This window comes from Pseudobdellovibrionaceae bacterium (assembly GCA_019637875.1).
Taxonomy (GTDB): Bacteria; Bdellovibrionota; Bdellovibrionia; order Bdellovibrionales; family Bdellovibrionaceae; genus JAHBUW01.
The window spans coordinates 138,292-160,568 of sequence record JAHBUW010000010.1 but is presented as its reverse complement, the minus strand read 5'-3'; the positions used below and the strand labels follow the sequence as shown (position 1 = coordinate 160,568).

At 60.8% G+C, this 22,277-nt stretch carries 15 protein-coding genes; 8 read left to right on the top strand and 7 right to left on the bottom strand.

Features of this window, described 5'->3' with window-relative positions; all coding sequences use genetic code 11:
- Positions 1-147: 147 nt before the first annotated feature.
- The 3 genes from KF767_13485 to KF767_13475 are packed head-to-tail and all read right to left on the bottom strand — an operon-like array spanning position 148 to position 3,262.
- Positions 148-939 carry a hypothetical protein gene (locus KF767_13485; protein ID MBX3018897.1) on the bottom strand — a complete coding sequence of 264 codons (792 nt, stop codon included), beginning with the start codon at positions 937-939 and terminating at the stop codon, positions 148-150.
- The gene (locus tag KF767_13480; GenBank protein ID MBX3018896.1) at positions 936-2,237 is read right to left on the bottom strand and encodes a hypothetical protein; all 1,302 of its coding nucleotides are present in this window, start codon (positions 2,235-2,237) and stop codon (positions 936-938) included. The genes KF767_13485 and KF767_13480 overlap by 4 nt, the downstream gene beginning before the upstream one ends.
- Entirely contained in the window at positions 2,234-3,262 is a 1,029-nt protein-coding gene (locus KF767_13475) for a glycosyltransferase family 9 protein (protein ID MBX3018895.1), read from the bottom strand. Before KF767_13475 ends, KF767_13480 begins: the two co-directional genes overlap by 4 nt.
- Before the next feature lie 84 nt (positions 3,263-3,346).
- Between KF767_13475 and KF767_13470 the strand changes: the two genes are divergently transcribed.
- Genes KF767_13470 through KF767_13445 form a run of 6 tightly spaced genes read left to right on the top strand, consistent with a single transcriptional unit; the run spans position 3,347 to position 11,149 of the window.
- Positions 3,347-4,768 carry a hypothetical protein gene (locus tag KF767_13470; protein ID MBX3018894.1) on the top strand — a complete coding sequence of 474 codons (1,422 nt, stop codon included), beginning with the start codon at positions 3,347-3,349 and terminating at the stop codon, positions 4,766-4,768.
- Positions 4,758-7,127: a hypothetical protein gene (locus KF767_13465; protein MBX3018893.1), complete on the top strand. Its 2,370-nt coding sequence runs from the start codon at positions 4,758-4,760 to the stop codon at positions 7,125-7,127. The genes KF767_13470 and KF767_13465 overlap by 11 nt, the downstream gene beginning before the upstream one ends.
- 40 nt (positions 7,128-7,167) lie before the next feature.
- Positions 7,168-8,334 carry an MFS transporter gene (locus tag KF767_13460; protein MBX3018892.1) on the top strand — a complete coding sequence of 389 codons (1,167 nt, stop codon included), beginning with the start codon at positions 7,168-7,170 and terminating at the stop codon, positions 8,332-8,334.
- Positions 8,331-9,242 (top strand): ABC transporter ATP-binding protein, encoded by a 912-nt coding sequence (locus KF767_13455; protein ID MBX3018891.1) that lies wholly within the window; start codon positions 8,331-8,333, stop codon positions 9,240-9,242. The genes KF767_13460 and KF767_13455 overlap by 4 nt, the downstream gene beginning before the upstream one ends.
- Complete coding sequence (locus KF767_13450; protein MBX3018890.1) at positions 9,239-9,982, top strand: ABC transporter permease; 744 nt, start codon at positions 9,239-9,241, stop codon at positions 9,980-9,982. The genes KF767_13455 and KF767_13450 overlap by 4 nt, the downstream gene beginning before the upstream one ends.
- Positions 9,983-10,000: 18 nt before the next feature.
- On the top strand, positions 10,001-11,149 hold the full coding sequence (locus KF767_13445) for a hypothetical protein (protein MBX3018889.1): 1,149 nt from the start codon (positions 10,001-10,003) through the stop codon (positions 11,147-11,149).
- Between the two features lie 1,138 nt (positions 11,150-12,287).
- Here the strand turns inward: KF767_13445 and KF767_13440 are convergent.
- Genes KF767_13440 through KF767_13430 form a run of 3 tightly spaced genes read right to left on the bottom strand, consistent with a single transcriptional unit; the run spans position 12,288 to position 18,297 of the window.
- Complete coding sequence (locus tag KF767_13440) at positions 12,288-14,789, bottom strand: hypothetical protein (protein ID MBX3018888.1); 2,502 nt, start codon at positions 14,787-14,789, stop codon at positions 12,288-12,290.
- Positions 14,789-16,852, bottom strand: coding sequence for a choice-of-anchor J domain-containing protein (locus KF767_13435; protein ID MBX3018887.1), 2,064 nt, complete (start codon positions 16,850-16,852; stop codon positions 14,789-14,791). Before KF767_13435 ends, KF767_13440 begins: the two co-directional genes overlap by 1 nt.
- A 23-nt stretch (positions 16,853-16,875) precedes the next feature.
- A complete protein-coding gene (locus KF767_13430) occupies positions 16,876-18,297 on the bottom strand; it encodes a hypothetical protein (protein MBX3018886.1) in 1,422 nt (473 codons plus the stop codon).
- 235 nt (positions 18,298-18,532) lie between these two features.
- On the opposite strand from KF767_13430, the gene KF767_13425 reads away from it, so the two are divergent.
- Together KF767_13425 and KF767_13420 are read left to right on the top strand one after the other, a co-directional pair.
- Entirely contained in the window at positions 18,533-19,438 is a 906-nt protein-coding gene (locus KF767_13425; GenBank protein MBX3018885.1) for a LysR family transcriptional regulator, read from the top strand.
- A 983-nt stretch (positions 19,439-20,421) separates the two neighbouring features.
- The gene (locus KF767_13420) at positions 20,422-21,108 is read left to right on the top strand and encodes a DedA family protein (GenBank protein MBX3018884.1); all 687 of its coding nucleotides are present in this window, start codon (positions 20,422-20,424) and stop codon (positions 21,106-21,108) included.
- 91 nt (positions 21,109-21,199) lie between these two features.
- On the opposite strand, the gene KF767_13415 is transcribed toward KF767_13420, so the two are convergent.
- A complete protein-coding gene (locus tag KF767_13415; GenBank protein ID MBX3018883.1) occupies positions 21,200-22,225 on the bottom strand; it encodes a hypothetical protein in 1,026 nt (341 codons plus the stop codon).
- Positions 22,226-22,277 lie beyond the last annotated feature (52 nt).

Below are 22,277 nucleotides of genomic sequence, written 5' to 3'. Positions count from 1 at the left end.
TTCCCGCGTGAAACCTTGAGATTGTCAGAAGTTAGACAGGACCCAAATTCGGCTCTGACGCCAAAAATTGGCGCCAAAAAGGACTAGAGCGCTTGCTCAAGTCGAAGGAAAGGGGGATTCATCTCGGCGGTATTCGAGATGGAGAGCTTAGCGGCTGAAAGCTTGGGCATCGGCTTGGACCGAAGAGCCCCACATGACGACCGAGCTTGAGGCGAGGAATCTTTGAAAAAACTGGATGAGATCGCTCGTGCCTTCGTTCAAGTAATACATCACGCACTGGTTGTCGGTGGTGTGTCGGCCGTGCGCGACGTCCTGATGATTCGTCACCATGGGGATGCCGTTATTCACGAAGCCGAGCGCGTGACCGAGCTCATGCACGATCGTCGATTGCTCGACGAAGCGACGGACAACGGGGCCGCCGCTCGCGGTGACGACGGGTTTGAAGATCGCGATGATCGGCGTTCCCGACAGCGAGACGCCGATGACCGAGGTGTTCGAACCGTTGCCGTCGTTGTAGTAGCCGTCCAAAAAATAAATCATGAAGCGCGAGGTGTTCAAATCCGACGAGCGCGTCCGCGTGCGCGCGTCGAGGGCCAAGATCTCGGTGCCCAGCCAGTTCGCTTTTCCCGAGGCGGGAATCTCGGTCGCGTCCGCAACTTGTGTCGGCACGCTCACGTTCGCGACGCTTGAGCGATGTTTCAAAATATCGACCAGATTGTCGCGCGTGATCGTCCAGATCTGCCTTCCGCCCGCCGTCGTGCCGAAGTCGGGCACCGCGCCGGTTTCGTAGTAAACGTCGACCGCGATATTCGCGGTCGACTGAAAGTAACGGGCGGGGGTGTTGTAAGGGAACGAAGTTCCCGTCTCGCCATCGCCGCCGGGCGCACACGAAAGAAGTCCGAGGCTTAAAATCAAGAGGCTTAGGCTTCGCCCGATCATGAGTTCTCCGTCGGTGCATCCGCGCGCGGTTCGAAAATCTTGCGTTCGATCAATTCCGCCATGAGCTTTTCGGTGACGTGGGCGCGCTCTTCGACTTTCTGGACGATCTGCTCGCGCAGGCGACGGTTGCCGAGGTGCGGGTGAATCCCGCGTAGCCAAGCGCGCAGACCTTCACCGTCGTTCGCGATGCTCACGATGCGTTGGTCTTGGATCAGGGGCAGGCGGCGAAACTCCTGCGCTTCGCGGTTGTTGTCGCAGTGGGGGCCCAAGACGACCGGGCAGCCCGCCGCGAGCGGCTCCATCACGCTGTGCACCTTCGCGCGGAAGCTTCCGCCGACGAAGGCGACGTCGGCGCGACGATACAATTCGGCGAGGAGGCCCGTGCGGTCCACGACCAAAATGTCCGAACGCCAGGTGTCGATGTCCGAGAGCTTTTCGACTTTGAAGCCCGACGTTTTCAGCTGTTCGATCAGCTCTTGGATTTTACGGAGCGAAACCTCGTGGGGAACCCAGATCCAGCGGAAATTCGCGCGCAGATCGGGTTCGGTCAAAGCGTCGATCCAGACCTGATCGTCCTCGAACCAAGTTGAGCCCAGAACGCCGGTGAAACGTGCGTCGTTTTCGATGGTGAAGGGAAGCTTCTTCGGATCCTTCAGGCGTTCGATGACCTGCTCGTAGCGGGTATCGCCAAGCACCGCGGTCGGCGTGGACAATTTCAGCGAACGGAAGTTCGTTTCGTCTTCGTCGCTGACGGGCGCGACCAAACGCAGATTTTCGAAACGCCAACGATCCAGCGTGCGCGACATCCAGAATTTGCGCGCGAGCGGACGGCTAAAGGTCGCCGAAAAAAGGATCACCGGGATGTCGCGGATCCGGCACTGGCGCGCCATCTCGGGCCAGACATCGGTGCGCGCGACGAGCACCATCGAGGGCCGCAGTCGGTCCAGAAAGTCCGATTGGTCCCGCGTCAGATCGAAGGGCAGCGGCAGGACTTCGTCGACCGGAAGGCCTTCGATCAGTCGGAGCGCCGAGGGCGAGAAGTACGTCAGTACGATGGGCGTGCCGGGCGAGTGCGTGCGCAGCCAGCGGATCAGCGGCTTCGCGTATTCGAGCTCGCCGCTCGCGGCATGGATGAGGACGGGCGGTTGGGTGTACTTTTTGAGCTGCGGATACTCGTCGCGGTCGTCGATGATCCGGCGAAGTTTCACCGGGAAAATGGGTTTCAAGATCCGCAGCAAAATCACCACGAGGGGGAGGACGAGGTTTCGGTATAGGAACGAGAGGATCGCGACACTCAAGGGTGGGCCTCCATGACGGTCAGGCGTTCAAGAACTCCACGCACTTCCGCAACCGAGATGTCACGCAGGCACTTTTGAAATTCGGGATTCACGCAAGGGCCCTGGCCGTGTTTGCTGCACGGGCGGCAGGCGAGCTCGCGTTCAAGAATCACAGTGGAGGGCCGCGACGGAAAACCGAAGGGCGCGGGGCCCATCAGCGCGATCGCGGGTTTCCCCAGCTGCTCGGCGATGTGCAAGACGCCGGTGTCGTTGGCGACAACCGCGGACATCTCCGCGACGTAAGCGGTGGTCTCGGCCAAACTCAGCTTGCCGGATAGATTCAGCACGCGCTCCGGAGCGACCTCGCGCAGCTTTTCCGTGAAGTCGTCCCCCGGCCCGCCGAAGACGACGAACCGGCGCTGGGGAAGGGCGCGGATCAAGTCGGCGTAGTATTCGAGCGGCCAGCGTTTCAACGGATAAGCCGCCGACGGCACCAAACCGATCGCCTGGCGGAAGTTTTGGGTGCGCAAAGTTTCTTGCGCCTTCAGCGCGTGCGGACGCCCGCAGAAAATCTGCGGTGGCGGCGGCAAACTCTCGCCCAAACCCCAGGCGGCGAGCGGTTCCAAGAAATCCCGTTGCCCCGAAAAGGGTTTGCGGAAGGTGTTCTTGTGAAAACGCAGCAGCAAAAACCTCTGCCACCGCTTCATCGAGCGTCGCAAAAGCCGGGGCGGGTGAAACCGCAACCTCAAGCCCAGGCAGATCAGGCGCGAGCGCAGGTTGTTGTGGGCATCATACACCTCGGTAAAATTTTCGCGTCGGAGCGCGGAAATGAGGCGGAAGAGACCAGAAATTCCTTCACGTTTCTCGAGACGCCAGATCCGGTCGATGGCGGGGTGTTCCTCCAGGAGCACGGCCACGTCGCCGCGCGTGACCCAGTGAATTTCGGCACTTAGTTCCTTCAGGCGGCTGGGGATGCTCAAAGCCTGGGTCACATCCCCGATACTTGAGAATCGAATCAGTAAAATCTTTTTAGTTGCTGCCGTCATGTCGAGTGAACAGTATGCCCGAATTCCGCTTTCTTGAGGAATCAAAAAAGCGCGGATTTCACGGGTTTAGGAGAATTCGTCAAAGTGCGTAAGCCGTGTCTTAACACCAGCATTGCGGAGTTTTTCGGCCTGGTTTTCCTGGTCGTCGGTTTCTCATTACCGGCCTCGGCGAACGAACTCTTCGCCACCGAGAACTCCCTGAACCTTCAGTCCGAAAGTTTCTTGAGTTCGGATTACTCCTCCACCCCCGATCGGAACTACTTTTTCTTCGGCGCGAGTTTTATTTCCAAAAAACAGAGTTCCGACTCTAACTCCGACGATGGCGGCGATGCGCCGGCATACATCGGCGTCGACGTGCGCGGCCGTTTCTCGCCGCAGGCTCCGGTGCTCTCCTCATTTGATTTGCGTGAACTCTATTTCCGTCAGGCGAACTTCGCCGTCGGTCGCCGCAAAGTGAACTGGAGCCAAGGCGACGAAGACTGGGAGCTGGGGCTTTTCCAGCCGCAGTACCGCTGGAACGTGCTGCGCCCGCAAAGTCAGGGATTGTCGGGCGCCTTCCTGACCCTGGGGCAACCCGCGGGCCGGGGTTGGAGCTTCGAGCTCATGGGCACGCCGATCTTCATTCCCGATCAAGGCGCGGGTTACGTTCTGCAGGAAGGTCGCTTTCAGCGCGTAAGCCCCTGGTTCCAGAACCTGCCCCGCGAGATCCGTCTGCAGGGTTCGGATCTGGTCCGCACGCTCGACTATAATATTGAGATCCCGCAGCTTGAGCGCATCGTCTTCAACTCGGGCTACTCGCTGCGCCTGGCGTTCGACGATCACGCCCACCCCAGTCAGTTCAGCGTTTCGTTGGGCTACAAACCCATGAACACCTTGAGCCTCGGCATCGACGGCTGGGCCGAGGCCGGTTCGCGCGCGCCCGTACGCATCGAGCCGACCGTCATGTACCACAAGCTCGCCTCGGTGGATTACGCCTTCCGCACGAATCCCGAAACCCTGCGCGGTTTCGAGTTCCGCGCGGGCGCCCTCGTCGAGGAAAGCGAACTCCCGCGCGAGCAGAAGGCGGATCTGACTTACGCGACCTACCGGCCCATGGTGGTCGGGACGACGTCGCTGGGATACCGCAACCGCGGGCTCGCGGCGCGTGTGGGTTACATCCGTCGTTCGGGCGGGGAAACCCAGATGGTCGGCCCCAAGGCGGAAGAACTCAAAGACGTCGCGCTTTCGCGCATCCCTTATCGCGAAGCCCTGTCGGCGGAGCTGGGGATCACGCCTTACCGTCGCGGCGTTCGCTCGCTGGAGCTGCGCACGCGCTGGACCGAGGGGCTTTCCGAAACCTACTCGCGTTGGACTCTCGACGCGAACTGGGCGATCGATCAAAGCTGGGGCGTCTGGGCGGATCTGGTTCTGGTGCGCGCCGAAAAGGCGACGGGCCGCAATCCCGATCTGTTCACGGCCTTCGAGAATCACGATTCGTTGAGGGCGGGGGTCAGCTATGCGTTTTAAGCTCCTTCTGTTGACCGCGGCTTTCGGGCTGGCGGGTTGCGATCGTTTTCTGAGCCGGCAGAGCCCGCCCACCGAAGAGCAGATCGTCTTCCAGGGCTCGACCCTCGGTTGCCTCAAGAGCGTCCCGAAAGAGCTCGGTCTTTATTTGAAAGACGAACTCTCGGCCGCGCGCGTGCAAGAGAACTTCACCTGCCTGCGCTCGACGCTGACTCACTTCAACAAATTCACCCGTGGCGTCGGCAATTCCGACAGCTACGACCGCGAAGAGATCCGCGGCTTTCTGAACGAGGCGCTCCCGGCGGACCGCAAGGTCTCGGCCGAGTTCATGAACGAGATCATGAGGCTGAAGTCCGTCCTTCTGGGCGGCAGCGACAAGGTCATGACGAAGCCCGAAATCGAAGCCGCGCGCAAGCTGCTCGACACCTTCGAGAGCGAGTTCCTGTCTCTGCGCGGGATGATGCGCATCCTGCTGTTCCAAGCGGGAAAGCAGAAGGTCTCCAGCGAAGATCTGAAAACCGCGCAGCGCCAGATTGAGCTTTCGGTCAAAAACCTGCTCGAAGTCACGAAGGTCGAGCCGACCTACTACGGCTTCGAGGACATTCAAGAGCTCGTCCGTCAGCTCAACATTTACCTGAACGACAATACGCTGCTCGGTCAGCTTCTGCGTTGGCTTCCTTTGACCGCGAAGTTCAAGCTCCTGTTCCTCGGCGATAAGACCCTCGCTTACTCGCAAAAGGACTGGCAGCAGGTGCTGGGCTGGACCGTGCGCGGTTACGGCACGACGCTGGAGTTCGTCTACTGGATCCGCAACCTCGATTTGAATCAGCCCGCCGAGATGGAAAAGCTCATCGACTTCGGCGACTCGGTCTTCGATCTCGTCGAGGCTTCGCCCGAGATACGTGAAAAAGATCAGCTGCGCCTCGACGCCTTCGATCTCGTTTTGCAAGAGATCATGGAGCAAGGCTTACTGAAGACCAACATCACGCTCCCCGTGGTGAAAGAGGCCTTCCGCATGGCGCTGACGACCATGGTGGACGGCCCGTTCCCGCAGCGCCGAAGCGCGTTCGAGGTCGAAGCGCTCACGCGCAAACATCTGGCGACCCTGCGTTTCGAATGGAACGCCTGGGCGCTGACGCAGCGGCATCTGAACGGCGTCTTCCGGGACCCGGCGAAAGAGGTCCGTTACGCGCAGCTCACCCACGAGCTGAACGAGCCCACGGGACGTTCGCTCATCGCGAAACGCCCGCAGTTGAAGCCCGGCGAAGCTTCGGAGCTGCTGCAGACCTGGCGTGAGTGGGTGGGGCTGATGAAGTCCCCCCATCCGATGCTGTGGAACGATCGCGAGCGCCTGGTCCTTGTTCGTGATCCCTCATGGTCGCGCCTGGGATTCCCCGGCATGACGAAAGTGACGCTGCTGCGGACTTTCACACGCATGATCCTGCGTGGCTACGCCCACGGCACCACGAAGAACCTCTGGAACATGACGCTGTCCTCGAAAGAGTTCACGCTCTTCCAGGACGATTTCCGCACCATCGGTCAGGATCTGCACGCGTTGGACAAACGTTCGCCGAATCCGGCCGAACGTACGTTCAAAGAAGCGAGCTTCTTCACCTTCTCGGGGAACGGCGACGGGGAACTCTCGGCCACCGAGCTTTTCGAAGAGCTGAACATCCTGGCCGGCGCGGGCGGCATGCTCTCGACCGATCTGTACAATCGCGCGGTGAGCGCGGGCTGCGCGGTTCCGGACGTCGACGTTTTCGGGAAACACTATCTTGAAACCGACTGCTTCCGCCGCGTGTTCAAATCGAATTTTCTGGATCTGTTCGCGGCGGCGCCCGGGGTGATGGCGCTGCAGATGTCGATGACGGGCCACATCCGCGAGAACGATTTCTACGGCAGCATCTGGGAAATCGGCGGGGCGCCTTATTCGCGTCCGGGCCTGACCGAGTACGGGGACATCCGGATCTACGCGACGATCCTTTACTACGTCGAGATCCTGCGGATTCTTTACGATACGAATGGCGACATGAAGCTGACCCAAACGGAAATCTCGGCGGCCGCGCCCCGCTTCCGTCAGTTCATCGCCGAGCAAAGCCCCTTGGGAACGACCCTTGCGGACAGCTTCTTTGTCTGCATGGTTTTTGAGCAGAAAAAGCCGGGGGCCGATTTCAATACGGGCGCTTGTCTCGCGCAGCTGCCGTTCGGCTACGATCCGATCAGTCCCGTGGATCTTTTGAAAGTGCTCGCGGTTCTGAAAGCCGATCTCGTTCCGAGCGGTTCGTTCAATCCCCAGATGGTGCTGCCGGGGCAGGGCGGAACGCCCGCACGCAACCCGAATCCGGCGCTCCCGCGCGAGTAAGCGCTGGTTTTTTCCCAGGGATCATTGGACACTGGGACCCGTGAATTGGGTTTGGATCGTCCTCGCCTACATCAGCATCTTTCTTTTCGGGCTCAGCGACAACCTGCGCGGGCCTTTGTTCGCGGACCTCTTGCGCGAGTTCTCGTTGTCCAATAGCCGCGGTTCATTGTTTTTCTCGCTCTCGAGCTTCGTGAGCATGGCGGGGGCCTTCGCGGCGCCAAGGATCATCGCGAAGTGGGGACACCTCACGAGCCTGTGGATTTTCATGCTCTTCATGAGCCTCTCCTTCATCGGCTATGCGCTGAGTCCCTCTTTCGAGTGGATTCTTTTCTGCGCGGTTTTTTTCGGCGTGTCCGTCGGCGGCTTGGGGGTCACGCAGAATCTGCTGGTGCTGCAGGGCTCGGATCAAAAGCATCGGGGCCGCGCGCAGGGCGGTCTTCATTCCACCTACGGACTGAGCTCGCTGATCGCGCCCGGAGTCGTGATCTTGATCGCCTTCTTGGGCTTCGGGTGGCGCATCAACTTCTACGTGCCCGCGGTCCTCTCGCTGTTGACGGTTTTCGCGATTTTGTTCATGAGCCGCAAGGCCGCCGCCGCGCCTTCGCTCGAAGAACATGAAGAGTCCGCACGGGCGAAAGAATCCCTGGGCTTTCCCGAAGTCTACTGGGCGATCCTGCTCTGCGCTTACGTCGCGCTGGAGCTGATGGTCTCGACGCGGGTGACGCTTCTTTTGCGCGAGGCTTTCGCTTTCGACCTCGCGGCGGCGAATTTGTGGACGTCGATTTTCTTCGTCGGTCTTTTTGTGGGGCGGTTCGCGTACACGGTGAAGCCGCTCCCGCTGAAACTTTCGCACCAGCTGGCTTTGTCGATGTTTCTGGGCGCGGGCATGATGGCGCTGGGCCTTTTGCATCGCCCCGAGTGGATTTCGCTGTCGGGCTTCGCGCTTTCGATTTTTTATCCCGTGTGGATGACGACGCTCGCGAAGGTGTTTCCAGATTCGTTTCAGCGCGTGGCTTCGCTGGGGATCGCGCTGACGGGTGTTTCGGTGGTCTTCATGCACACCGTGATCGGGGGCCTGACCGATCTTGTCGGATTGGTTCCCGCCTACGCGGCCGTGCCGATCCTTTCGTTCGTCTGCGGAATGATGGTCGTCGGATTCAAGCCGCTCTTCCGTGAGCGCCTCGGGGACGCAAGGATGCCGTCGTGAGCGCGGTCTGTGAATTTCGGAATGTCGGTAAGACCTTCGGCGATTTTACGGCGCTCGCCGATCTCAGTTTTCAGATCGCGCCCGGCGAGATCGTCGGCTTTTTAGGGCCGAACGGCGCGGGGAAATCCACAAGCCTCAAACTTCTGACCGGTTTGCGCCGACCGACCTCGGGAACCGTGCACGTCTTCGGCGAGGCGCCCACCGCGATGAGCGTGCGTGGCCGGGTCGGCATGACCCCGCAAGAGCTCGAGTTCCCACCGACGATGAAGGTGCGCGAGGTCCTGCACTTCCTGGCGCTCGCTTACGGACGGGGCGAGCCCGATCTCTGGCGCGAAAAGCTGCATCTCGAAAAAGTCTGGGGCCGCCGCACGCAAGGACTATCGGGTGGGGAAAAGCGCCGATTGGGCCTCGCTTGCGCGCTGATCGCCGCGCCGGATCTGCTTCTTTTGGATGAGCCCACGACGGGCCTGGATGTGGAATCAAGGCGTCTTTTGTGGGAGGTCGTGCGCGACGAACGCCGTCGCGGCGTCACCATTCTGCTGACCACGCATTACCTCGAAGAGATCGAAGCGCTTTCGGACCGCGTGATCGTGATCGATCAAGGCCGCAAACTGTTCGCGGGCGAAGTGAAAGAGATCCGCCGCCAGGTGCGGATGTCGAAGATCGAATTCGAAATGCCGACGGGCGCAAGCGTCGAGTTCCAGCGCGTCCCGCACCTGAGCTTTGATTGTCGCGATTCGCGTCATTACGTGCTGTGGAGTCGCGACAGCGACCAAAGCCTGCGCGCGCTCGTCGAAGCCGGCGTCGACTTCCGGCATCTGTCGGTGCATCCGGCCTCACTGGAAGAGGCGTTCATCCAGCTGCGGGCCTCGGGCAGTCGGGACCGCGCGGACGGGGGGAGCGTATGACCGCGCTTTTGAAGCTTCCCCGTTTCGCGGGCTACGCGATCTTGGAGCTTTTGCGCCAGCCGACCTACGTGCTGACGACTTTGATCTTCCCGTCGATGTTTTTCTGGTTCTTCGGGGTGCCCAACGCGCAGGATCCCGATTCCGCGCGGATGCTGATGGGTTCGTTCGCGGCCTTCGCGGTTTTGGGCGTGGTCCTTTTTCAGCTGACGGTCGCGGTCGCGCAGGACCGCGCGGGGCACTGGAGCCTGTACCTGCGCAGCCTGCCGGTCCCGTCGTGGGTGTTTCTGGCCGCGCAGATCGTCGCGAGTTTCGTGCTCGCGTTGATGGCCGTGGGGCTCGTGGTTGTCACCGCACTGCTCGCGACCGAGCCGCAGATGAGCCTGCGGCAGTTCCTCGAGTTTTTCGCGTGGGTCATGCTTTGCGGCTTTCCGTTCGCCTCGTTGGGTTTGGTTTTGGGATCTTTGACCGACCCGAAGTCGGCGGTTCCGGTCGGGAACCTCGTGTACCTGCCGCTCAGCTTCGCGGGCGGGCTTTGGATTCCGCCGAACGCGCTGTCGGCCGGCGTGCAGACGATCTCGGAATATTTGCCGACGCGTTTTTACGGCGAGGTGATCTGGGCGCTCGTGCGCGGCGAAACCCCGAACGAGCGGTGGATCTACGGTCTTCTCGCATATTCCGTCGTCTTTTTCGCCGCCGCGATCTATCTGCATCGCCGCGACCTCGGGGCGCGGTTCGGATGATCCGGGAAAGTTTGCGCCATGTCTGACGTCCGCCGTTTTTTCGCAAGCTGCGCCCTCGGCGCCGAAGAACTCCTTCGTCAAGAGATCGAATCTTTTCGTCCCTTCACGCTGGACGTCTCGGGACGACCGGCGACTGCGGACTTCCGTATCGTCACGACCGATCAGGGCGGCGTGGAGTTCGAAGCGGCCTGGGAGGTAGGGCTCGCCCTCAACCACTGGTTGAAGCTTGCGAATCGGATCTGGCTGCGGCTGGCGAGCTTTCCGGCGAAAAGTCCGCCGCGTCTGCAAGAGCGACTGCGCTCTTTGAACCTGAAACCCTATTTGGGCGATCGTCCCTTTCACTTCAACGTCGAGGCCCACCACTGCGCGCTCCACAACGAAAAGCAGCTGCGTCGCTGGGCCGCCGACATCTGGAAACTCGATGCGGACAGTCCGTTCGAGGTTTTCCTGCGCGGCGCGAGCGACGAGTGGACGATCAGCCTCGACACCTCGGGCGAGCATCTGCACAAGCGCGGGAATCGTCCCCACGCGGGCGTTGCCCCGCTGCGGGAAACGCACGCGGCCTTCAGTCTGCGCGTTTTGCTGGAGGGCGAGCCCTGGGCCGTGCGCCGCCGGGTCACGCTTCTGGATCCCATGACGGGCGCGGGCACGTTTCTGCGCGAGGCGCGCGGACTCGAAGCGCCCGTGACGGGGCGGGACTTCGTCTTCCGTCACTTCAAGAACACGCCGAAGATCCTTTTGAGCGACGCTTACTTCAAAAACCTCAATCCCGAATGGCGTCTGGAAGAGACGAAGTCCTGGGGCGATCTCGTCGGCGGCGAAATCGATCCGGCGCTCGCGCCGATCCATCGTGAGCTCATTGATGCGCGCGTGCTCATCGGCGATAGCTTCGCGCGGACGATGCGGGCTGATTGGGGGATTCAAGACGACGCGAGGCTGTGGATCGTTTTGAATCCACCTTACGGCGAGCGTCTGGCCGGTCTGGAATGGATCGAAAGACTGGGGCCCTGGGCCCGCGGCCTCGGCGCCGAGAAACTTCTTTTGTGGTGTCCCGAAAAATTGAAATCCGCGGTGTTGAAGGCGATGCCCTGGGAACCCGCGTTCGAGCAGCGGATGTCGAACGGGGGAATTCCGTGCGCCGTAATGCGCTGGAACTGGCCCGTTTAAGAATCATGCGCAGCGGGAAGTGATCCGAGGCCCCGCCCTTCGCGAAACGCCGGGGCGTTCCGTCCTCCGCGCGCTGAAAATCCAGGTCGCGCATGATCCGAAACTCAAGCCCCGGAAAACGCGCGACGAGCTCGCCGTTCACGACGATCACGTCCAAAAAACTCCAGCTCCCACGATGAGCATGCGTCCCCACTCCTTCGAGGCGATTCGTGGCATGCGAAATGAAGTGAGCCGACCTCGCGTGAAAACGCGCCCACTGTTGCATGCGTAACTCCTCGCGGGTGGTGACGTTCCCGTCCCCGAGCGCCACGACGAGTCCGGCCCGGGCGTGCATCAGCCGCGCGAGCTCCTCTAGGCCCCGGGTTCGCGCGGCGGCGGGGGCCCCCTGCGACGGGAAGTGAAAGACGAACACGCTCAGCGGTTCGCCCGTGGGAAGCCGAAAGCGCGCCTCCAAGATCCCTCGCTGCCCCTCGAGGGGATGCAGCTGGGGCGTCCCGAGAACGGGATAACGCGAAAGCAGACCGACATCAATCCCGCGCGGGTCCGTGCCCTCCAGTAAAATCGCCGGTCCGTATCCCGCGGCCGCGAGGTCCCGCTGGCGCCAAACTTCCAAGAGCTCGCGGTTTTCGATCTCCGCCAGCGCGAGGATGTCGGGACTGCCGTCCGGAGATTCCAGAACGACGCGGGCGAGCGCGTGGCGTTTGTCGCGCAAACGCTCGGGCGTCCAATCGAGCTCGCGGCATTCCCGTCGGTAGTGGTAATTCGTCTGCCGTGCGCAGCTTCGACGGGCGTCCACCTTGCGCGCACGGGGTTGGAAGGCGTAGTCGCCGTCGTGGGTGCTTTCCGTATCGAAAAGATTCTCGACGTTCCAAAAAGCGAGGTGAATTTCGTCAGGCGGGCGCGCGCCGCGCGCGTCCTTCAGCACGACGACGGGCGTTTCCCTCTGCCGTTCGCGCTCCTGCGCGCGCCACCAGAGGGAAAATCCCAAAAGACAGAGCAAGGCCGCCGTGAAGTAAGGACCCGCGGCCGAGTCGCGCAGGCGAAGAAGCCCGCTCCGCGCGGTCTCAGCTAAAAAACGAATCCGGGCCCCTCCTCGTTGCATGGGAGGAGGGCCTCGCAAAGACGGGGCCCGCGTGAATTAGAACTGGAACAGAGATAGGACGGGGTCGTGGTCCGACAGGCGGCCCATAAAGTCCGAGTTGATGTGCAGGATTTCGACCTTCGGAGCGCGGTTCATCAAATTCGCGTTCGCGAAGATGTGGTCGATCGCTTGGGAGTTCCCGTTGTAGTTCGTCGTGTAGCGACGATCCGGCGGCAGGAGCTCTTTCACGAGATTTTTCAGATGATGGCCTTCCAGTACCTTCATCGACACTTCGGTTTCGAGCGCGTTGAAGTCCCCGGCCACCAGAATATTCGCCCGCGGCGCCTGCAAGAGGACGTGCTCGACGAAATCGTTGATCTTTTCGGCGAGCGGAATGCGTTTGTCTTCCGAGCGCAAGTAAGCCGGTTGAATCGAATCCCACACCGAGGTGTCGCCGAGCTTCGAGTTCAAGTGATTCCCGATCAGGATGATCTGTTCGCCGCGGAAACTGAACTCGGTCACGAGCGGACGGCGAACGCCGTCGAAGGTCGGATCGAGCGGAAACAGACGTCCCGGATTCTGCGAGAGGTGACCGTCTTTGGTGATGCGGGTTTGGTCGAGGGCGAGCGCGTGCTCACGGGGCGTAAAATCCACTTTCGACGAGTCGTAGATGATCGCGACGCGGATGTTGCCACCGGGCTGACCGCCTTCGGCGTTCTGTACGGGATCGATGTTGATGGGGCGATACTTTTGCTTGGGGCAGTTCAAAAGCCCGATGATGATCTCGAGCGTTTTGGTGCCCCCGGCGTCGCCGACGAAGGACGGACCGTTTTCGTCCTGGATTTCCACGAAGTTGATGATGTCGGGGCAGCGCAAGTTCACGTCGATCGCTTCGGCGAGCTTGAGCAATCGGCGCATCTGATCGCCGCCGAGGTTTTCGACGTTGAAGGTCGCGACGCTCAGCTGATCGGGACCGGCGACAAGGCTCGCCACCGGCCGGTCTTTCAGTTCGGTCATCGCCGACGGCGCGCGCGCGAACGCGTCCAGGATGGACTGCGGAACCGTGGGCAGCACGAGGTTGAACTCGCCGCCGCCGAACAGGTTTTTCTGGTAGATCAAAACGCCCTCGACGCGGCCGGGGATCAGCGTGCCGACGTTGAAGATCTTCTCGGCGTTGACCGGTCCGGTCAGGTGGTTCGTCGCGATCTGCAGAATGTTCGGATTGTAATCCCGGCGCGGGAAGTCCACGAGGATTCCGCCGCGGATGGTGTCTTGCGGATCGGCGGTCTCGCCATCGGGGCGGACGTAAAGAGTCATGTAGCTTTTGGGCTTTTTGTTCTCGAAGTCCTCTTGGCCGCCGCGGAAGCCGACAACCCGGGGCGAGTTGATCTCGACGCGCATGCCCTCCAGGCTTTCCCAGAAGTCGATCCCGTCGTTCAGATCAAGACTCGGCTTCAGGTTCAGATCCCCGCGCCAGGTCGAAATCACGTCTTTCGGAATGGGGCGGCCGCCTTCGCCGATGGGGATCGGCGTGGGGAGGGGCTCGCCTTGGCGAATCACTTTCATCGAGCGCACTTCGCGGATCGAGGTCATCCCGAGGCCCGAGGTCGCGACGTGTTCGTAAACGACGCCGCGGACTTCGATGACGTCACCCAGAGCGGGGGCGTCCTCGTCTCGTTCGAGGTAAACCATCAGTCCTTCGGCCGTGCGGGGATCGTCGTCGGGAGTCAGCGATTGGATCACGACGTCCACGCCGCCCGGATACCACTGGGCGGTGCCGACCGCGGTCACCACGCCGGTCGTGGTGACCTCCTGCGCGTAGTAGGGCGAACGGTGCGACGGACCCTGGATCTGCGCGATGGTGAGGGGATTCGCCTGCGCGCCCAGACCCGAGCGGGTCACGATCGCGCGACGTTCCTTCATGTCGGGCCAAATCCGTTTCGAAGCGAGGTACTTTTCGAGCGAGGCTTTCGCCGAAATGGTTTTCCCCAAGTCGCGGAAGCTGAAGTTCAGGCCGTTGCGATATTTGTAAGACGGGAACGTGAGTCCGTTGAACCAGAAGAGCTCGCTGATCGCGACCCGGTAGTACTCATTGTCTTTGAAACGCAAACCGTCGGGACGGTTGAAGTAGGCGAACTGACGATAACCGCCGATGTAGTGGATCTGGTACAAGAGACCCGCGACGTCGACTTCGGCGCGGAACTGCTCGGCCGAGCGTTCTTGGATCAGTTTTTTGATGTCTTTCCCGCGCATCGTGCCGATCTTGAATTGATCTTGGATGTCGTCGGGGTAAACGGACATGAGGCGCGCTTTCGCGTCGTGGTCCATTTCGCTGGCGAGAACGGCGGCCTTGGAGCGTTCCACGAGGTCGCGCGGGTACAAAACGATATCGAGACTTTCGCTTTCCTTGATCGCGGTCGCCATCAGATTGGCGGCCGTATTGTAATCCGATTCCGTGCGGCTTTGGATCAAGACCTGGGGCTGCTCAAAACGTGTCAGCTCGGGCGAACACGCCGCAAGCCACAGAAACGGCAGTAAAGCGAAACGTCCCGTTTTCATCACGGCGCTCCCGGCACGGCGGGATTCAGGGGACCGGTCGCCTGGAATTTTCCCTCGCCTTTGAAAGCGAGCGATTCGATTTCCCAGACGCGCGCGCCGGGGCCGCCCGCGTCCTGGTAGCGGAAGCCCAGAACGAAGGGACGTCCCGCGAATTTCGCAAGGTCGATGTCCGGTACGACGAGGTCGGTCCACTTGTCGACGGGAACTTCCGTCGCCGGCGCGATGGCGAGTTCGTTCCACGTCGCCGCTTGGGGATCGCCGCCCGTATAGTCTTCCGAAATCATCAGCTTCCAGTTGTCCCAGTTGGGATTACGGACGGTGTGTTTCAGCTGCAGCGCCAAGTTCTGGCCGGTGAGGGTGATGCGGGGGCTGAGGAGCCAGGTGTCCGTGGGCGTCGCGCCCGATCCGGCCTTCGCGTATTTGAACGCGCCTTTCATCGCCACCGGGGCCCAGGAGGAAGCCGAGTCCGCGGTGCTCGCCGCCACGAAGGGATCCAGCGTCGCTTGCGTGAAGAGGTAAGTCTGCAGCGCTTCGGGGCCGGTCGGCTTCGAGCCTTCCGTCATTTTGTAGTCGCGCTCGGAGACCTTCAGATCTTGCGGGGCCTTCCCCATGATCTGCATGTTTTCGATTTCCCACACGCGGTCGCCGGGAGTGCCGTCGTCCACGAATTGGAAGGCGAGGGCGATCGTCTGGTCTTTGAGCGCCGAAAGATCGATGGGGCCTGAACGCACGTCCTGCCAGGTATCGGGTTTCACGACGGGGATCTTGGGACGCAAGACCTCCTGCCACGACGCTTGCCGGGGATCGCCCGAGCGGTAATCCGTACTGACCAGCACGCGGATCTTCGTGAAGTCGAGATTGCGCACGACCTCTTTGAAGCTCAGCGAAAGCTCTTCGCCTTTCATTTGGATCTGCGGCGAAACGAGCCAGCCTTCGAAGTTCACGCCGTTCGAACCGATTTTCGCGAACTTCGGCATCGCGCCGGGCGAGGTCGCGAACGGAAGCCACTCGGGCGCGCCCGCGCCGCCGAAGCTTCCCGATTGGAAGGGTTTGAAGTCGCGGTTGCTGAACGAATGCGACCACAGTGTCCGGGGACGGGGGAGCATGCTGGGCGTAGGGCCCGCGCCGAAAAGTTCGAAGCGGTTGATCTGCCAGGTCACGTAGTGGTGGCCGAGCGTCGACGACGGCATGTCGAACAGAAACGCGATCGCGACTTTTTCGCCGCGGAATTTCTCGAGGCTCACGAGCGGCGATTGCACGGCGTGGAAGTTGTACGACGACGGCAGCGGCGAGATGTCGACCTGCTCCCAGGTCGCGAGCGCGGGGTCGCCGGCTTCGTAGTTGCGGCTGACCATGACTTTGAACGCCTCGGTCACGATGCGTTTGCGATCGAAGATGTCGGTCGCGAATTTGCCCGTGTTCCGGTTGATCATGAACAGATGTTCGATACGGAAGGCGGGGTCGCGCACTTGAGTCAGATCGAAAGTGGGCGTGATCAGCCACGCTTTGACGTCGTAACCGCTGACGCGGACGAGGGGCTCGTCCAGCGCCCAGTCGGCTTCCCACATCGCCCCGTTCGAGATCGATGTGAAAGGCTCAACGGAGCGGGCGAAGTCCGTCACGAAAAGCGCCCAGGTGATGTCGTCGACGTCCACGCCCGCGCTGCGGGCGCGGTCGTTCAGAAGGCCGTACACTTTCGTCAGGAACGCGGTGAAAACGCCTTCATCCGTGCGCTGGAGCTGCACCGAGGCTTTGTCCCACTCGACCAGTCCGCGCTTCAGGATGCGCAGACCATCGACGTCTTTGTTGTTTTCGGCGACGCGCAGAAGGCCGACTTTGATGTCGTTCAAAAGCGAGGTGAGCGTGTCGCGGTCGCGAGTCGCGAGCGAGGTCAGACGGTGACCCAGGCGCACGCCCTCTTGGAGTTTTTCGGCTTCGCGCACGAGCTCGAGCGCTTGCGTATCCGGAACGGGTTTCGCGTCGTTCGCCGCCGGCTGGCAGCCCAGGAGGGCGAACACGAGGCTGAAAAGCCCCACGGTATTTAGAATATTTCGCATCATCATTCCCCTCCCTCAAGAAACCGGCGTTAAGGTTGAAACGTCCGGTTCTCGTCAATGCGGTATGTGATCAAAAGCGACAGCTGGTAATCTTCGGTCGAGAAGCTCGCCAGACGACGGTCCGCGCGGACGTCCGAGGCGTTGGCGAAGACGGCGTTCTTCGCTTTGAAGTATTCAAACTCCGGATTCACGATGAACTGTCCGGCCTGGAAGAATGCGCCGAAGCCCACGCGGCTGAGGCCGCCGTGGGATTCCGACTCGTCGCCGGTGCGCAGGCGGTGCGCCGATTCCCGATCACGGAAGATGAAGTTCGCGCCCTGATATTTGTACGAGAGATAAGGCGTCGAGTTTTCGCGTTTGAAACCCACGCGCAGCGAAGTCGCGAAGTCGGTCTTGCCGATCCAGCCGTGCTTGTTGCCGAAGACGTCCGACCAGATGGGTTGGAAGGGCGAGAAGTCCTCGAACCAGGCGCCATCGCGGGTCAGGCGGTAGGGTGCGTCGCCGGCTTTGGACGCGGTCCACTCGTTTTCGATGACGAATTGGCCGACGCGTCCGATTCCGTAGATCGACGCCGCACCCGCGAGCAGCGAGCCCGTCCGGCGGCTTTCGGTGTGACCGACGGCTTGGAACTTGATGCGCAGAACGTCGGGATCTTGATAGGTCGCCCCGAACTTATAACCGACGTCCTCTTTGCGTTCCCAGCGGTCCGCGGTGGGGGCGCTTTCGATGTCGAAGGTTTCGATGTTCGGATACAGGAAGCTCGCCGCGCCGATCCCCGCGTAGACGCGGGCCAAACGGCCCTCGGTGTTCCAGCCGACTTCGAGTCCGGGAATGGTTTTTTCGAGAATGCGCTCGGTGCCGAGCGCGGTCCCGCCGACCGTCGTGGGCGCGCCTTCGACGAAATAGATGCGGGTCACGTCCCAGGTGTTGAATTCCGCGCCGACTTCGCCGTCGAAATTGAACGGGAAGAAGGTGAAGTCGAAACGTTCGCTCGAGTATTTGATCTGGGTCAGCTCGGAGTCCAGATCCAGGCCGATCGAGGTTCCACCCGTGGGGCCGTCGCTCGTGAGGACTTCGGTGTCCATTTGGAAATACCATTGATCCAAACGGTGTCCGCCCAGGAACTCGAACTGCGAGGTCTTGTTGTTGAAGCGGTTCTGCACGGGATCGGTGATGAAACGCACGCGGGCGAAGGTGTCGGGCGTGTGCTGGTAGCGGACCGCCATGTCGATGTTCACGGCGTCGCCGAGCTCGGTCTTCTTCGACTGCGAGTAAACGTAGTCGTAGTAGTTCAGGTACTCGAGGAAAAAGCCTTTGCGCTCGGCGCCCGCTTCGGGACCCGGATTCGGGTCTTCCTCAACGACGGCGGCGAAAGCGTGCGCGGTGAAAAGCACCGTCAACAGCGCGATGAGTGGAAACTTCATAAGACGGGCCGAAAATACGGTCATCATGCACCCTTTGAAACTTGGTCTTCTTTCCGTGAATGGAAGCGGTAGCAGTCCACGGATTCAGAAGGAAAGCCAAGCTTTGACGCTCCTCGCTTGCGCCCCGGTTTAAGGCAGACGCCGGGGCATGTCAAATTTCCGCTGAAGAAGGGGGCAGAATCTCCGGTTAAAAACGGAAATCTGACAGGAAACACGCGTGAACAATGGATTTTTTCATCAAAACCCCGTTCAATGGCGGCCCATGCTGCAATTGAATTATCACCATCTGTACTACTTCAAAGTCATTGCCACCGAGGGCTCGATCTCGAAAGCCGCGGTGAAGCTGCGGTTGGGGCAGCCGACGCTCTCGATGCAGCTCAAACAGTTCGAAGACTTCCTGGGTTATCAGCTCTTTGAACGCCGCAATCGCAGCCTGGTTTTGACCGAGATGGGACGGGTGGTTCTGAGCTACGCCACCCATATTTTCGACCTCGGCCACGAGATGATGGAAACCCTGAAAGGCCGCGAGGTCGGCCCGTCACGGATTCGGCTGACGATCGGGGCGCTCGACAGCGTGCCGAAAAACCTCGTGAAAGTCTTGGCCCAGGCGGCGTTTCAGCTGGGGAACTGCCAGATCTCGATTCTGGAGGGGCGCGGCTCGTCGCTCATGAAAGACCTGATCGAGCACCGGATTGACCTCGTGATCTCGAACACCTCGCCGCCGTCTTTGACCGACGAGCGGATCTACTCGCGCAGCATCTCGAAACTTCCGCTGCTCGTGTGCGGGGCGCTGAATTTCGTCTCGTTGAAAGACCGCTTCCCGATGTCGCTCAACGCGAAACCCTTCGTCCTGCCGACGGGGGATTCACGCGTCCGTCACGACTTTGAACGCTTCTTGGAAGAGCGCGGGATCGAGGCCGACGTCATCGCCGAAACGCAAGACACCTCGCTCATGAAGAACCTCGCGGTCGAAGGGCACGGACTTATTGTGGCTTCAGAGACGGCAGTTCAGGAGCATCTTCGTAATGGCGAGCTTCGATTGATCGGATCTCTGGGAGAGTTCTATGAAGAGATCTGGTTGATTGCGGCGCAAAGGAAGATCCAAAATCCGATTGCGAAAGAATTGATGCGGAGTTTTTCATTCGCCGCGAAAGCTCCGAAGGCGTAAACGGTTCGACCTCGTAGACCTGCTCGATGCCGTCCTCGTTCCAAATCAAAGCCTGACAGCGCAGCGCCCAGCTTTCCGCCTGAGTCTTCAGGTTTTCGGGATTGCGGTTGGCGAGCCAGCCGTGATTCGACCCGTACATCCCATCCCCCACGATCGAATGACCGAAGGCTTTCAGCTGCGAGCGGATCTGGTGCGTGCGCCCGGTGATGAGCTCGATCGAAAGCTCGCTGTAAGGGCGTCCGCCGTGGGCGTGGACGTGGTTTTCGCGAATGAAACTCGAGCAGCTTTCGCGGTCCGGGCCGGGCGCGAAGTGTTGGATTTTCGGCGCGCGCGGGGATTTGTGCATCCACGTCATCATCTCGCCCTCGAAGGGGAATTCGCCCTCCACGAGCGCGGAATAAAGCTTCAAGACGTCGCGATTTTGGATCTGCGTTTGGATTTCGGCCTGCGCACGCGGGTGGCGCGCGAAGAGCATCAGCCCCTCGGTGCCGATGTCGAGGCGGTGGATCATCAGCGCTTCGGGGAATCCCGCGGCGTGCAGATGGGCCAGCAGATGCTCGCGCGAATTGTCGAGCGTCGCGTGGGTGGGAAGGCCGTTCGGCTTGTAGACGACGATGGTGTGATCGGTCACCTGACGAACCCAGGTGCGGACCTCGTCGGGCTCCCAGAAAAAGCGGCGCGGGCGGAAGTGAACGCGCAGGATGTCGCCCGCCTGGACGGGCTGATCGAGGAGCTCCTCAAGCACCCCGGGATGGGGAGCGTAGAGGCGGCGGCCGTTCAGGTAGATCGCTCCCAGACTGAGCAGATGTTGCAAAATCTCGGGGGCGATGTCCAAGTCGCGGGCGCGGGAGATCAACCGACCTTCGGCCGGGACTCGGAAGTGCTGAATCAAGGAAGTTTTATTCTCGTGCACGCGTCATGCGGCTTAGCACGTTGCAACACCGGTCTGCAAACGGTGAATCCTTTGCTAGGGTGGAAATCCGATGCCCGTTCAACAGGAATGGATCTTTACGGTCCTACAAAGTTACGCCTACGAACCCCTCCTCGTTTACGCGATCGTCTTTGGCCTTATGATCGCCAGCGGCTTCGGTTTTCCGATGCCCGAAGAGGTCACGATCGTCAGCGTCGGGATCCTCGCCTACATGGGCGCGAATCCCGACATCTATCCTCCTCCTTACGAAGGAGCGCGCCCCATTTTGGGGTATGAGGCCGCGGCGGTGACGCTGCTCTCGGTGGTCTTCGCGGATATGCTTGTCTTCATGCTGGGGCGAAAATTCGGTCGGCCACTCATGGCGCGGCCGCGGATTCGTGAACTCTTCGGCGAAAAGGTCATGGGTAAAGTGAATGAGCTCATGGGGAAATACGGCATCTACGCCGCCTTCATGTTCCGCTTCACGCCGGGCCTGCGCTTCCCCGCGCACATCGCCATGGGTGCGTCGCACTTTCCGCTGTGGCAGTTCTCGCTCGTGGATGGCCTCGCGGCGTTGATCAGCGTGCCGACGCAGATTCTGCTGATCTATCACTACGGCGACAAGATCCTGTACGTCTTCCGCGAGTTCAAAATCGCGGTGTTCAGCCTGATCGCGCTGCTCGTGATCTATGTGGTCGCGAAGAAGATCTATACGCTCTGGAAGATCCGCAATAAGGCGATCGCGGGACCGAATCCCTAAATGCAAAAAGCCCCTCGCGGGGCTTTTTTTGGGCCTTAAGCCGCTGAGCTGGTCTATTGCGCGGCCTTAGGCCGCTGATCTACTGCGCGGCTTAAGCCGCCGTTCCCAGCAGCGAGCGCTCCGAGATTTCGCATTGGACCGAGAGGCGGTCGTGCACGCGGGGGCCGCGGTCGTTCGCATCCGTCCAGAAGATCTTCTCGTAGCCGTCGAACATGCCGTAGAGCTCTTCGCGGATGCGGAACAGAAGACCCGCGTCCGTGCCGAGGAGCCAGTCCATCTGCACGAGATAAAGCGTCTCTTCGAGTTCGTCGGATTTCATGCCGTTCAGGAAGCTCTTGGGCAGGCTTTCGATCAGGTACGCGCCGTTGTGCGAGTAGGTGAGGAACGCGTGCTCCATGTGTTCGGCCGCGGCCGGCTCCATGTGCTCGCGCATTTTTTTGAAGTTCCAGTACAGAAGGGCGTCGTTCGCGACGTATTCGCCGCGCGCGAGGTAGTCCGTGATCGAATCGACCTTGATCGCCTCGTGAGTCGCGTCCTGGATGAACGAGTTCATGTCCATGGCGACGAGCGTGCGCGTATGGAAGAGCAGCGAGTGCAGGCACTGCAAGGACGCGCGCGTCTCTTGATCGAAATGCAGCGAGAAATCGTACAGCAGCGGGCGTCCCAAGTTCTGCTCGAGCTCGTCGACCGCTTCGGTCAAAGGCTCCAGCTTCGTGAAATCGAAACCTTGTCCATCGGCCGCGTGGGCCACGATTTCAGAGTACGCGCGCGCAAAGGCTTGCGCGGGCGGGAAGTTCTTCGATTTCAATTGCTCACGAAGTGCGGTCACGCGGGGTTGCGCGCGCAAATGCAGCTCGAAGTGGGGCTCCAGCGAGCGCCACAGATCCGCCGCGAAGGTCTGACCTTTTTCGGGGAGATGCGCCGAGTTCCACTTGGGGTGGAGTTGGTAAAGCGCGAGGCCCAAAAGCGCGTCGGACTTGTAATGGAAAGGGGACTCGGGAGTCAGGCTCGCGAAATCTTTGTCCTTCCAGAATTCGATACGTTGGGGACGCGGAAAACGACCCGCTTCCGAAACGACGTCAAAGCCAAACCACATTTTCGGGGATTTCGATTTCATCTCGCGGCACTCCTTGCGCTGATCTTCAGGTTGTCTTCTCGGCAAAATTCAT

Bases quoted from the DNA above. Each gene is read 5' to 3' on its own strand.
- KF767_13485 (MBX3018897.1), bottom strand. From the start codon at position 939: ATGATCGGGCGAAGCCTAAGCCTCTTGATTTTAAGCCTCGGACTTCTT.
- KF767_13475 (MBX3018895.1), bottom strand. From the start codon at position 3,262: ATGACGGCAGCAACTAAAAAGATTTTACTGATTCGATTCTCAAGTATC.
- KF767_13465 (MBX3018893.1), top strand. From the start codon at position 4,758: ATGCGTTTTAAGCTCCTTCTGTTGACCGCGGCTTTCGGGCTGGCGGGT.
- KF767_13450 (MBX3018890.1), top strand. From the start codon at position 9,239: ATGACCGCGCTTTTGAAGCTTCCCCGTTTCGCGGGCTACGCGATCTTG.
- KF767_13445 (MBX3018889.1), top strand. From the start codon at position 10,001: ATGTCTGACGTCCGCCGTTTTTTCGCAAGCTGCGCCCTCGGCGCCGAA.
- KF767_13440 (MBX3018888.1), bottom strand. From the start codon at position 14,789: ATGAAAACGGGACGTTTCGCTTTACTGCCGTTTCTGTGGCTTGCGGCG.
- KF767_13435 (MBX3018887.1), bottom strand. From the start codon at position 16,852: ATGATGATGCGAAATATTCTAAATACCGTGGGGCTTTTCAGCCTCGTG.
- KF767_13430 (MBX3018886.1), bottom strand. From the start codon at position 18,297: ATGATGACCGTATTTTCGGCCCGTCTTATGAAGTTTCCACTCATCGCG.
- KF767_13425 (MBX3018885.1), top strand. From the start codon at position 18,533: ATGCTGCAATTGAATTATCACCATCTGTACTACTTCAAAGTCATTGCC.
- KF767_13420 (MBX3018884.1), top strand. From the start codon at position 20,422: ATGCCCGTTCAACAGGAATGGATCTTTACGGTCCTACAAAGTTACGCC.
- KF767_13415 (MBX3018883.1), bottom strand. From the start codon at position 22,225: ATGAAATCGAAATCCCCGAAAATGTGGTTTGGCTTTGACGTCGTTTCG.